Origin of the sequence: Erwinia sp. S43 (assembly GCF_016624745.1) — a bacterium.
GTDB classification, from domain to species: Bacteria; Pseudomonadota; Gammaproteobacteria; order Enterobacterales; family Enterobacteriaceae; genus Erwinia; species Erwinia coffeiphila.
This window is the reverse complement of the sequence record NZ_JACVTX010000022.1, coordinates 24,583-37,622: the sequence shown is the minus strand read 5'-3', so window position 1 is coordinate 37,622 and position 13,040 is coordinate 24,583. Positions and strand designations below refer to the sequence as shown.

The following is a 13,040-nucleotide window of genomic DNA, read 5'->3' as shown; positions in this document are numbered from 1 at the left end:
GCGGATACGCCCGTTTTTTGCTCATCACTGCGCACCGCCGGACAGGGAGCTGTAGCTGTCCCACATATTGCCTGAGCTCACCGCGTACGGCTGGCTGCTCACTGCCTGCTGTGCCGGCGTCGGGGCCGGTGCCGGACGGCTGGCGGCCAGCAGCGCGGCAGAAGGCGTGGCGGTGGTCACGTTACCGGTCGGTGCGCCCAGCGCAGGCACGGCAATCGCGCCGTTTTCAATCTGCTTGCTGGTGCTGTTAATGCTGCTGCTCAGCGCGGCCAGGCTGGTGTCGTTAACGCGGTCCGGCAGAATATCCAGACCGGCGGCCTGCCAGATGCTACCCAGCGCGTTCTGCATCACCGCAAAGCTGCGGTCGCGGGCGCGGGTAGTCAGAATGGTTTCGGTGCTGACGCGGATCTGCTCCATCTGGGTGGCGGCCTGGTTGCGGTAGCTAAGATCGGTCTGCTGGTAGATACCCTGCTGAACGCGCGCCAGTTCCTGATAACGGTTAAACATCTGCACGCTGCTCAGGTACTCCTGCCAGGAGACGTTAACCTGCGCCATGACCGCCATGCGCATCGCCTGGCGACGGGCTTCCGCCACCTGTTCGGCCGACTCACCCGCACGCTTCACCGACGACCACGCCAGCACGTTCAGCAGATTGCCGCTGACCTGCACCCCGGCAGAGGCCCAGCCGTGGTTCACCAGGTAGCTGTTGCTGTCGCCGTTCACTCCGGCAAACAGCGTCGCACCCGGCATCAGGCGCAGCAGCGAGCGGCGGGTTTCCAGCACCGCATTGCGCGCTTCGTAGCTCTCCTCGCGGATTTCCGGGCGGCGAACCATGGAAATATTTTCCAGATCGCCCAGCGTGTAGCTCATCTTCGGTGCGACCATGCTGCTTTCAGCAGGCACCACCAGACTGAAGTCGCTGGCCGGCGGCAGGTTCATCAGTGACGACAGGCGGGCTTTCGCCAGCGCCAGGTCGCTGTCCACCACTTCCAGCTGGCGTACCATTTCCAGCATATTTTTCTGGAACCGCAGGGATTCTACCGGCGGCAGCAGGCGCTCACGTTCGGTAGCGCGGGCGTACTCCAGCGAGCGTTTCGCCTCGCCCAGCGCACGGGTCACTTCCGGCTTCAGGCGCTGTGCGGTCGCCGCTTCCCACCAGGCGGTACGCACCTGACGGGTAATATCCGCCACGACTTTGCGGCGGCGCTCCTCGGCGGCGAGGGTTTTATTCGCCTGCATATGGGCGTTAACGTAGCTGATACCGAAGTCCAGCACGTTCCAGCTCATGGTCAGGTCGGCGGTGCGGGTGGTCTGATCCTGGCTGGTGGACGATTCCAGCGACTGCTGGCCGGTGGTCACCGACTGGCTACTGGAACCGGCTACGTTGTCGCGGGTTTGCAGCCCGGCACGGGCCGCCAGCTTCGGCAGCATATCCAGGCTGGCCACGCTGCGCAGATCGTCCTGCATCGCCTGCTCCATCAGCGCCACGCGCTGCTGCAGGTTGTACTTCAGCGCGCGGGCAATCGCTTCATCCAGGGTAATGTTGCCGCGCACCGGTTCCTGATCGCTGAACATCTGGGTGCGGTCGGTCATCGCCTGGGTCACCTGCTCGGCGGGGGTCATTGCCTCGGGGGTGACGGCGCATCCGGCCAGCAGAGAGCAGGCCAGCGCGACGGTCAGACTTAAACGACGCGGCGCGCTGAACGGCGCCTGTACTGGTGCAGAAACAGAGGTAAAGTGAGTCACTGAAAGCGTTCCCATCGTATTGAAATTATTCATTTATAAAGTTAAATCCCTGTTAGTCACGCGCCAGCGCATTCAGCGCCTGGAGCAAATCGTCGCCGTCGCCGCGCAGGGCATTCAGCGAGTGTGATACACCCTGATTAAAGGCCACATCCGGCTGCGTCTGAGCGCGTACCCCGGTAGTCGGTATCAGGAACCGTTCGCTGGTTTCCGCTGCCGCACGCGCAGACTCACTGCCGTGCAGCGTTAACAGCAGCGCCGGTGCGCCACCTGCCCGCTCAAGGCGCAGCTGAACCTGACCAACGCGGCCGGCATCGGCGGCGTTAATCTGCAGTTCGCTGCGTGCAGCGTCATAGCGTATCCACTCCGGCAGCGGGCGACCGTTGGCCAGCTGGACCGACACAATGCCGCCGCGCCCCGCCAGGCCAGGCGGCAGCGCATAGACCTGCTGACCGTTGCCGCCGTCGTGCCATTCACCGCGCCATGTTGTGGCGCGCGCCAGCGCCGGGTTATCCGCAGTGCGGGACGTGAAGTTAACTTTTTCCAGCGTCGGCATCAGCGCAGGCATCAGCGGATCGAGCTGCCACGGCGTGGCCTGGTAGTCCAGCTGGCCGCTGGCCAGCACCGGGGTATCGCTCAGCACCAGCGGATCGCGCGGTGCCTCGGCGCTGACCGGGATAAATTCCGGCTCGCGCTCCTGCCAGATAAAGCGTTCAGCATCGCCGTCCGCCTGCGGGAACAGCGTGACCGGGGTCATCACTACCGGTGAGACTCCCGCGCCCGCAGGCTGGATAGTCAGCGTAAAGGTGCGGCTGGCCACGCCGCCGTAAGGATCGGTGACGCTAACGGTAATCAGGTAGCTGCCGTCTGTGGCGGCGCGGCCGCTGAGGGTGCGGCTGTCGGCGTCAAAGCTCAGCCCGTCCGGCAGTCCGCTGACGCTCCAGGTGAGGTCATCGCCATCGGCATCGTTGAACAGATCCGCGGGCAGCGTCTGCTGCCAGTTGATGCCGGCAATCGGCTGGTCTGGGGTAAAGGTTGCGTCGGTGACCTGCGGCGCGCGGTTAGCCAGCAGCACCAGCGTGCGGCTGACGCTGGCACCCCAGGCATCGGTCGCAGTCAGCGTCAGGGTGTAGCGCCCGGACGGCAGCGTGCCGCTCAGCGTGTGGGTTTCGGCATCAAAGCTGAGTCCCGCAGGCAGGTTATCCGCCTGCCAGGTCAGTGCATCGCCGTCGGCGTCGGTAAACAGCGTATCGGCCAGCGCCACGCTAATGGCCGTACCGGACGAGACGCTGAAGCTGGTTTCGCCCGTGCCCAACTCCGGCGTGGTATTCACCCGCAGTTCAAGCTGGCGGGTCGCGCTGGCACCGTCGCCGTCGGTCACGGTGATGGTCAGGGAATAGACCCCTGCCGAGGTGGCGGTGCCGCTCAGCGTGCGGGTGGCCGCATCAAAGGTGATCCCGTCCGGCAGGCCGCTGATGCTCCAGCTCAACGTGTCGTTATCAGCATCGGTAAACATCCCCTGCGGCAGCGTGGCGGTGTACGCCGTACCAAGGGTGATCACCGCAGGCTGATAGCTGACGTCGGTGCTCTGCGGCGCGTGGTTAATGGTGACAGCCTGCTGCCAGGCACCGCTGGTCAGCTCACCGTCGCTGACAATAAGTGACAGTGTCACCGTGCGTCCAGTGCTGTTGTCCGCATTGCTGTAGGCCAGGCTGCTAATCACCCGCCCGGCGGTGGCGCTGCTGACGCCGTCGGCGAAGGTCACAACCAGCACGCCATCGTGCTGGCTGAAGCTGCCAATCACCGTACCGTTATCCACAACCTGGCCGTCGGCGTTCAGCGTCAGGCCGCTGTCAGCGGTGAAGGCAAAGCTGCCCAGCCCGCTGCTGTCTGTGACGGTCACGCTCGCCCCGCCGTAGTTGCCGCTGCCGTCGTTAAGCAGATCCAGCGCTTTATCCTTCAGCGTCACGTCGCTGCTGAAGTTCAGCTCCGCGCCGCTGCCGACGGTGTAGCGCACTTCTTCCACCACGGTAATCAGGCTGGCGAGCTGGCTGCCGCTGACGATCACCCCACCGTCGCGGGTGGTGATAATTTTGGTTGCGCCATTCAGCGCCGCGTACTCGCTGCTGCTCCAGCTGGAGGTCAGGGTCAGCTTGCCGCTGTTGCCGATGCTGTAAACCTGCAACGTGCCGTCGCTCAGGGTGACGTACAGGCTGTCGCTGCTGGTCGCCAGCGCGGTCACGCCGCTGATATCGCTCATCACGCCGGTCTGCACGATCTGGCCGCTCTTCTGGTTCAGGCTGAAGATTTGCAGGCCGCTGCTGGTGGCGACATAGATCAGGCTACCGTCTTCGCTGGCGGTAATCGCCGACGGTGAGTCGATGGACAGCTTGCTGCCGCTGGCGTCGGTGTCCTGATCGAAGACCGCGCCGAGCAGCGCCAGCGTACCATCCGCCTGACGCTGGTAGACGATAATGGCGTTGGGGAACTGGCTGGAAACCGGATCGGTGACGATAAACAGATAATCGCCGCTGATTGCCTGCGCCACCGGCTGCCACAGATGCGGCGGATCGAAGGCATTGGCTTCGACATCCCCGAGATTGGTCATCTTGCCGGTTTCGGCATCGATGGCGATTGCGCTGAGACCGCTCTGGTTATAAACGTAGATCGTCAGCCCGTCGTCGGAGACCAGCACCGAGCTGATATCCCACATTTCCATCCTGTCGTCCTGCGTCAGCGTGCCGTCCGCGCCGATGCTGAAGGTATTAATGCTGTAGTTATAGTCATCGTCAGATCCGCCCTCGGGCACACCGCTGGTGCTGATCACCAGCTTGCTGCCGTTATCAATCAGAGCGATTTTGTCAATTTTACCCAGCCCGCTGTCCATGTTGCCGAGCCAGGTCAGCGCACCGGTGGCGGTATCGCGGCTGAACAGCGCAATCTTGCCGCTGCCGTCGATAACGTACAGGCTGGTGCCGTCATCCGACAGCACGCTTTGGGTAATCGTGCCGAGGCCGCTGACTTCGCTGAGGCTTCCGGCCCAGCTGAGTTTATCGCTATCCGGTGAGCTGAGCTGCGGACCGGCGTCCTGCGCCTGTAGCGTAATCACCGAATGGATATCCAGATCGGTGCTGTCGCTGCCGCCGAGCGCGGTGCCGCCGTTGTCTTTGATGCCGGTCAGCACGATTTCGCGGCTACCGAGATAGGCATCCGGGTTGCCGTAGCTAAGGGTGTTGATTAGCGTCTGGGCCTTTTCGGCGCTGATGCCCGCGTCGCTGACGATAGTAACCGAGGCCACGCCGTCGGTGACGCTGACGGTGACCACGATATTGCTGTCGGTCAGCACGCGAACGCCGTCGGCCAGCAGGACATTTTTACCGTCAATCACCAGATAATCGCTCTCGCCGCTTACCAGTCCGCTGACGCTGAGGGTGATTTGTACGATGCTCTGGCCGTCTTCGATGGTATCCACCACCGTGTTGCTGAACACCAGCGTGCTGCCGCTGGTGTCGCGATAGGTCGGGTCGGTCGCCTGGCTGCTGGCTTCCGGCGCGTCGTTAATTTGGGTGATGTTGACCTTCACCGACTGGCTGGCGGTCGTCCAGGGATCGCTGATGCTGACCACCATCGTCAGGGTACTGCCCGGTGCTTTACTGGTGCTCTGCCAGCTGATTTGATGCAGAACCTGGTTGGCGACGGCGGTCGTGACGTCGGCAGTAAAGGTGACGGTCAGCGTACCTTCGCTGACGGTAAAACTGGCAATGGCGGTGCCGTTGAGCAGGATATTGCCGTTCTCCAGCGTCAGCCCGTTCCCCTCTTTCAGGCTATAGCTGTCGTCGGCGTTGGCCCAACCCTCGCGTTCCATCGTAATGGTGGCGCCGTTGTAGTTGCCCGCACCGCCGTTGGCCGCATCATAGTCGACGTCGCCGAGCACCAGCTGGCTGGCGATCTCGCTGCTGCCGCGTTCGGTCCACGCCACGGAGACCAGATCCGTTGAACTGTCGAATGAGCGCAGGCCGCTCTTGTAGTAGCGCGAACCGCCGTAAATCGATTTTCCGTCGGCGGAGACCGCCACCGCAATCATCGCCCCGTCGCCCTGAATGGTATTGCGGAAAGTCAGGCTGCCATCTTCACCGATGGTGTACACGGCCAGGCTGGCCGCATTGGTGCCAACGTACAGCGCCGTACCGTCGGTGGAAACCGTCACCGACATCGGGAAACCGCCGACCTCGGAGCTGACAGATTTTGACGAGATCAGGCTCATGCTGCCGTTCGCCGCATCGTAATGCAGCACGGTGAGATAGCCGTTAGTGCCGGTCACCACATAGACATAACCGTCATCGGAAACCGACATCTGGGTAAAGGTGCCGTTCAGTCCGCTGCTGGAGCCCAGCGTGCCCGCGCTGCTGGCGTTGCCGTCTTTATCGGTCCAGGTCAGCGCAGTGCCATCGCGGGTCAGCTTCCCGGCATAGCTCAATACGCCGCTGCTGTCGGTGCTATAGAGGCTCATGTTGCCGGTGCTGCTGATGACGTACAGCGTACCGTTGGCGTCCAGGCTCATGCTCAGTGCGCTACTCAGCCCGGTAAAACTTTCCTGTGCGGTCAGTTTGCCCTGGGCATCCACACTGTAGCGGTACAGCCCGCTGGCGCTCACCGCGTAAACGCTGCTGCCATCATCGGACACCACCAGCTTCACTGCCGTGGCACCGATTTCCGCGCCAGAAATCAGCGTCAGCGAACCGTCGTCGCCGAGAGTAAATGCCTGGAGCACCGCTTTGCCGCTGCTGTTAGTGCCGGACAGATACAGGGTGTTGCCATCGGCGGAGAAGGCCGACTGGGTGGTGCCCTGAATACCGTCGATTTCAATACCGTTGGCGTCGTTACCGTCATTGACGCTGCCCTGGGTATAGGTTTTTTGCAGTGTCAGCTCGCCGGTACTGGTATCGCGGCTGTACACACTAACGTAAATGGTGCCGCCCCAGTTGGTGCTGGTGCCGCCGATCACCACCAGGCTGGTGCCATCGTCGGAAAGATTGATCGCATCGACATAATAACCATAGCCCGACAGGCCGCCTTCGCTGGTGTAGATCAGCGAACTGGACTGCGGGCCGAGCGTCGGTGTGGTGTTGGCGGCTTCATCGGCGGTAATCACCCGCAGGGTCATATCGCGGCTGGCGCTGTCGCCGGACTTATCGGTGACGGTAATGGTCAGGTAGTTATCGCTAAGCGAGGTCGCCGTACCGCTAATGGTCAGGGTTTCTGCATCGAAGGTCAGCCCTTCCGGCAGGCCCTCCACCGTCCACGTCAGCGTATCGCCGTAAATGGCATCGGCATCGTTAAACAGCGTGGTGTCCAGCTTCAGGGTGAACGACTCGTTGACCACCGCCGAGCTGAGCTGGCTGCTGGCGTCCCAGTTGGTTTGCGGCGCGCGGTTATCAATCTGCGCGACCGCCAGCGACAGAGTCAGGCTGGCTGAGGCACCAGTGCTATCCTTCGCGCTGATGGTGATGCTGAACGTACCGACTGCCGTAGTGGAGCCGGAAATCGTGTGGGTCTCGGCATTAAAGGTCAGACCGTCCGGCAGGCCGGTGACGCTCCAGATCAGGTTTTCGCCGTCGGCATCGCTAAACAGCGCAGGCAGCTCCAGCCAGTAGTCCGTCTCGGTAGTGGCCTGCGGCAGGGTATAACCGGCGACAACCTCCTGGTTGAGCAGCGGACTGGTGTTGACACGCAGCAGCACGGTGCCGGTGTTACTGTTCAGCTGGCCGTCGTTAACCACCATACTGAGCGTCACCAGCGCGCTGCTGGTCCCGGTGGTCGCCCACATCACCTGCTGTAGCACCTGGTTGGCGGTGGCGGTGGTCACGTCGGCGGTGAAGGTAATTTTCACCGTATTACCGCTGGCAGCCACGGTGCCAATCACGCTGCCGTTCAGCAGCAGCTGGCTGCCCTGCCGGGTCAGGCCGCCGTCGCTGGCGAAGCTGTACTGGCTGTCGCTGCTGCCGGAGGCGGTCAGGGTGATCGAGGCGCCTTTATAGTTGCCCGCGCCGTTGTTCAGCACGTCGAAGTTGCTGTCGGAAACGTTCATGCCGGTGGTCACCGCCACCGGGCTGCCGCCGACGGTGTAGGTGATCAGCGAGGTATACACCTCCACGCTGCTGCCGCCGACCACCGCCAGCGAGGTGCCGTTGCTGGCCAGCGCGGTGCTGCCGCCGGTGGTCTGGCTGCTGACCAGGGTGAGCGCGCCGGTGCTGGCAATGGCATAGACCGACAACTCGCCGCTGCTGGTGCTAACGTACAGCAAAGTGTTGTCGCTGCTGATGACCACGTCTTTCGCCGAGGAAATGGTGCGGCTTTCAATCTGCGTCAAAACGCTGCCGTTGAAGCTCCAGGCAATCAGTTTGCCGTTGTTGGTATTCAGGGTATAAATCACGCTGCCGTCGCTGCTGGCGGTCACCTGATACTGATAGGTGAAATCACGCGTCGAGGTGACCGTGGTATTGGTCACTTCTTCCAGCGTATTCACGCCATCTTTGGTCACGCGTTTCAGCACGGTTAGCGTTTCAAACTCGCCGCCGGGGTTCATCACAAACACATAGTCGCCCACCGAGGTCAATCCCGCGTGGCGGTCAACGTTGGTGGTAAGACGAGAGGTAAAGGTCAGTGCGCCCTGGGCATTGATATCGTAGATATAAATCCCGTTCACATCCGAACTGATATACAGCTGTTTACCATCCTCGCTGATGGCCATATTGGTCGGCGTATCGCCGATGGCTTCTTTACTGGCGAAGGTCAGCGTACCGTCCGCGGCGCGGGTCAGGGTGATGATTGCGCTGGTCGAGCCGTATCCTCCTTCATTCGGCACAACGTTCAGCAGATAAACCGCCTTATCGCCCACCGCCATGCCGCTGGTCACGGTAAAATTCGCCGTGTCGCTAAAGGTTTGCAGTTTGGTCAGCACGCCGCTGTCGGAAACGCTGTAAACCACCACGCTGCCTTTGCTGCTGGCGACGTAGGCGAAGTCACCGTCCGGCGAATAGCTCACGGCATTCGCGCCGTCGGCGAGGTCGGACACGGTGAGATCGTCCAGCAGCGTCAGGTCGCCGGTGCTGTCCACTTCGGGCGCGAGGTTTTTATCGTTATCAATGGTCACCGTGCTGCTGATATCCAGATCGGTGGTATCGCCGTCAAAGTCGCTGAGGTTACCCAGCCGCACGGTGACGGTGCCGTTGCCCACGTCGCCGTCCAGCGCGCGATAGCTGATACCGTTAATCAGGCTCTCAACTGAAGCGGGCGTTACGGTATCGGCGTTGGTCAGGAACAGCGTTATCGTGGTGGTGTTATCGGCAATCGCCACGCTGTAGGAGTAGTGGCTGTTGGCCGTTTCACCAAAGCCGCTGGTGGTGGTCAGCGTAATCGCCGTACCGTCAATCACCAGTGCCTGGTTGCTGCCGCTGGTATTGACGCTGATGGTCAGCTTGCTGATTTCGTGGCCGGTGCTGTCCGCCGATACGCTGGCGTTGCTGAACAGGTGCACGTCGGCACCCGGCGTGCCGGAAGCGTCAATGCTAAACACCGCATCGCTGGCCGGCGTAGCGGTGGCGACCGGTGCGGTGGTGGCAACGGCGGTAGCGTCGGCCACGTCGGCGGCGGTGGTGACCGCAGCGGCATCAAACATCATGCGCGGCTCAAGCGCCAGTGTCAGGCTCCAGGCCGGGCGTGTGGATGATTTTTTCATGAGTTCACCTAATAATTAACGCGTTCTGCCGGATGAATTACTCGATCAGGCGTACGGAACTACTCTGTTTATCGATACTCGCCAGAATGTCATCCAGCTTGTTGCTGATTTGACCTTCTGCCCCGGAGAAGCTGGAACTGTCGGCAAACTCCACCGAACCGCCATTGTTATTGGTACACACCTGCAATCCGGGCAGCGCAATGCGGTCAAACAGCCCGCGTCCAAAATCTTCCGGATCGCCCGGCCGCACGCCGATGAAATAGAACTTGATATCGCGATTGCGGAAGCTTTCGCACAGCGAACGGAAGCGCGCGGTGGCGGCCGTGGTGGCCTGGCCGGTTTCTTCGCCGCCGTCGATCGCCTCGCCGACCCAGGCGTTGTAGGAGTCGGTGTCGAACCAGTCGCCGGTGGTGTTGGCCATCATCACAATCACTTTCAGGTTGCCGCTGCCACCGTCGTTAAAGTCCAGCGGGTATTCACTGTCGCCCCAGCCGTCACCGCCGCGGAATGCCGGGGACAGCGCCATTGCGCCCCAGCCCATGGCAATGGCGTAGTTAACGTTGAACTGCGATTCCATCTGGTCAAGGCGGTCGGAGATCTTGCCGAGATCGTCGGTCAGCGGCAGCAGCGCCGCCGTCGGGCAGCCCTTATCGCCGACGATAAAGCGCGTGTCGTTCACTCCGGTGGCCTGCCCGAAGTCCGGGTTCGGCCCCACCCACTGAATAAACGGCATCCAGGTGGCGTTAATCGGCAGATCGTGGCGATAATGTATCCAGAAACTTTTGGCCGGTGCCTCTTCCCAGAAGTAGTTATCCCCCTGATCCAGCCCGCGATAGAGGCACATCCGCTTCGACTGCAAATCGGGCATCATGCGGCTGGCCATGCTGGCAATACCGTAGTCGTTGTTCCGAAACAGCGACGTCAGTTCGACCGGCGTCAGCGCCTGAGTCAGCGACCAGCTGCGAATGCGGGTGCTCCAGTTATCGGCGTCCCAGACGCTGACGGACTGGCTGTAGGGCACCAGCGCCATCCGCCGATCGGGGAAGTCGGTGAGAAAATCATCGGCAAAGGTATTGGTCAGGCGGCGCAGCACAGCCAGGTCGCCAGCCTGCTCGCTGGAGGTGTTCGGCAGAATCATCGCCAGTTCTGCCGGGCGATAAATCACCTCGGCGGTGGAATAGATCTCCTGCTCCTGCGAGCCGACATCCAGCAGTTCGGGATCGCTGGCGTAGCTGACGCTAACGGTAAAGGTGCGATGGGCTTTATCCGTCCGCCCTTCGCTGACCGCAATATCGGAAATGCGCAGCTGTTCCGCCAGACGGTTGTTGAGGCCGAGGTTGGTCCGCACGTATTCCCAGGCCAGCTGCTGCTTTTCGCCGTCGCCAAAGCTGCTGTTATTTTTAATCAACGACTCGCGCCCTACCGCCAGCGCCGCCGCATCCGCCGCGCGCTTGATCTGCGCCGCGTCGCCTGTGGTCTGTACGCTGTCGAGGATAAAGGCCCCGCTGACCAGCAGCGCCATCATGCCCAGCACGTAAAAAGCGGTTCCTGCGCCTTTTTCCTGGCGGCAGAAACGGCGAACCGCGCGGTTCAGTACGCTGAGGGAGTTATTCATCGGCGTCTTCCTCCAGCCCGGCTTCCGCCGCCAGCGTGGCGTCCAGCGTCAGGGTATTGCGGGTAACACGGTTAATGGCTGAAACCTTCAGCTGGTTTTTCACCGTCAGGCCACCCAGCATGGTGATATCGCTGCCGTTGCGGCACAGTTCCACCACAATCATCGACACATTCTCTTTACCCGACTCTTCATTCACTTCCGGCAGTTCACCGGGCCAGGTGCTACCTGTCGGCACCACGTTATCGGTGCAGATACCGGTGTTATTGCCGCGCAACAGCTGCCAGTAGACCTGGCCGTTCTGCCGCACATTGGCGATATTCAGCTGGTAGCTGCCGGTGTTTTCATCGGGGATACTCGCGGCAAGCAGCCCGCTCAGACCCTGGCGGCTCAGTTCACTTTGCATCGCCAGCACTGAGGCAATCGCCCCGGCGCGCTGCTCCATATGCTCGCGCTCCAGCTCAACGGTAATCAGGTCGGTGAGTACCGCCCCTGCCGCCAGCACAATCGGCAGCGCCAGCGCGGTTTCCACCGCCAGCGAGCCGTGCTGTTGCCGCCACAGGCGACGCAGAAGGTTATTCATCGTTCAGTTCCGTGCCGAAAACGTGTTTGTACTGGTAGCGGAAGGTGTTCCCCAGCGACAGCACTTCCGGCAGCGGCGAGAGAAACTCCTTTTTGATCTGCACGGTTACCGACCAGACCGGCAGCGTCTGGCGGTTTTCGCCCTGCTCGTCGTCGGATACCGTCAGGCCTCCCAGCTCGCTCAGGCTGTCAAAGTGCAGCACGCTGACCGACAGATCGTCGGCGGAGATATAGCCGTAGCCCGCCTTAACCATGCGGCTACGCAGCGAATCGGCCATATCGCTGGCGCTTTCGCTTTCCAGCGTATCCAGGCGAAACGACTGCACGGCGTTATCCAGCGCCACGCTGCCGATGCCGATCACCAGACCGATGCGCGCCAGCTCAAACAGCATCATCACGCCTACCAGCACCACCGGCGCAAGGAACGCCAGCTCGGTGGCAATCACCCCGCGTTCGCAGCGGGCGGCGGCGGAGAGGCGGCGCAGTTTTCCGCCTGTCATTGGGCGTTTTCGCTTAGCGGCAGCATCTGGGTGCTGGCCAGCAGCAGCGGATTGCCGTTACCGCCTTTCTGTTTCAGCTCGTCGGCGCGGGTGCTCAGCGTGGCGATCAGCCCGTCGATGCGGTCGGACGCGGCCAGATGGGACAGCGTGTCGCGCGCGGCGGCCTCATCCCCTTTATAGAGATACGCCAGCGCCAGGTTCAGGCGCAGCGACGGGTTATTCATATCGGCGGTGCGCAGCTGGCCGATGGCGCGATCCGGCTGACCGCTGGAGAGCCAGGAGAGCGCGAGGTTGTTCATCACTGCAATGTTACCCGGCTCGCTTTGCAGCGCCTGCTCGAAGCGGCGGCGGGCCTCGTCGTGGCGGCCCTGCGCATCCAGCAGCACGCCCATGCCGTTGAGTGCGGTGGCGTTGCTGCCATCGAGACGCAGCGCACACTCGAAGTCTTTTCCGGCGGTGGTCATGCGGCCCAGCGCCAGCTCGGCGCGGCCCATGCCGAGGCACAGTGCCAGCGCTTCGGTATCGGCCATTTTGTCGATGTTGCCGCCCAGCGCGTTGCGGGCACGGCCATACAGCGCCAGCGCCTGTGCAGGCTGCTGCACCGGTGCGCTGACGGTGGCGTATTCCAGCATCTCGGCCCCGCTCAGCTTGCCGCGTGCGTCCAGGCGGGCATACACCTCGCTGGCTGCTTCCAGCCGACCCTGATCGCGCAGCAGGCGCGCCAGCTTCAGCCCTTCATCTTTGCTGCCCTTCAGGGCCAGGCCGGAACTGCACCCGGCCAGCATCAGGCCGCAGATCAGCGCCAGCAGCAGGCGCGGGGTAAACAGTGACGGAGCGTTTTTCATCAGCATTTCAGGATCTCTCG

6 protein-coding genes are annotated in these 13,040 nt (G+C 62.2%); all 6 read right to left on the bottom strand.

All coding sequences use genetic code 11. From position 1 onward, the window contains the following. Positions 1–24: 24 nt before the first annotated feature. Genes IBT47_RS20400 through IBT47_RS20375 form a run of 6 tightly spaced genes read right to left on the bottom strand, consistent with a single transcriptional unit; the run spans position 25 to position 13,026 of the window. On the bottom strand, positions 25–1,779 hold the full coding sequence (locus IBT47_RS20400) for a TolC family protein (RefSeq protein ID WP_200562613.1): 1,755 nt from the start codon (positions 1,777–1,779) through the stop codon (positions 25–27). Positions 1,780–1,798: 19 nt separating this feature from the next. After that, positions 1,799–9,481 carry a putative Ig domain-containing protein gene (locus tag IBT47_RS20395; protein ID WP_200562611.1) on the bottom strand — a complete coding sequence of 2,561 codons (7,683 nt, stop codon included), beginning with the start codon at positions 9,479–9,481 and terminating at the stop codon, positions 1,799–1,801. A 37-nt stretch (positions 9,482–9,518) separates the two neighbouring features. Beyond that, positions 9,519–11,096, bottom strand: coding sequence for a hypothetical protein (locus IBT47_RS20390; RefSeq protein ID WP_200562609.1), 1,578 nt, complete (start codon positions 11,094–11,096; stop codon positions 9,519–9,521). Next, positions 11,089–11,676 (bottom strand): TadE/TadG family type IV pilus assembly protein, encoded by a 588-nt coding sequence (locus IBT47_RS20385; RefSeq protein ID WP_200562607.1) that lies wholly within the window; start codon positions 11,674–11,676, stop codon positions 11,089–11,091. Before IBT47_RS20385 ends, IBT47_RS20390 begins: the two co-directional genes overlap by 8 nt. After that, positions 11,669–12,175: a TadE/TadG family type IV pilus assembly protein gene (locus IBT47_RS20380; RefSeq protein ID WP_200562605.1), complete on the bottom strand. Its 507-nt coding sequence runs from the start codon at positions 12,173–12,175 to the stop codon at positions 11,669–11,671. Before IBT47_RS20380 ends, IBT47_RS20385 begins: the two co-directional genes overlap by 8 nt. Next, the gene (locus IBT47_RS20375) at positions 12,172–13,026 is read right to left on the bottom strand and encodes a tetratricopeptide repeat protein (RefSeq protein ID WP_200562603.1); all 855 of its coding nucleotides are present in this window, start codon (positions 13,024–13,026) and stop codon (positions 12,172–12,174) included. Before IBT47_RS20375 ends, IBT47_RS20380 begins: the two co-directional genes overlap by 4 nt. Between the last annotated feature and the right edge of the window lie 14 nt (positions 13,027–13,040).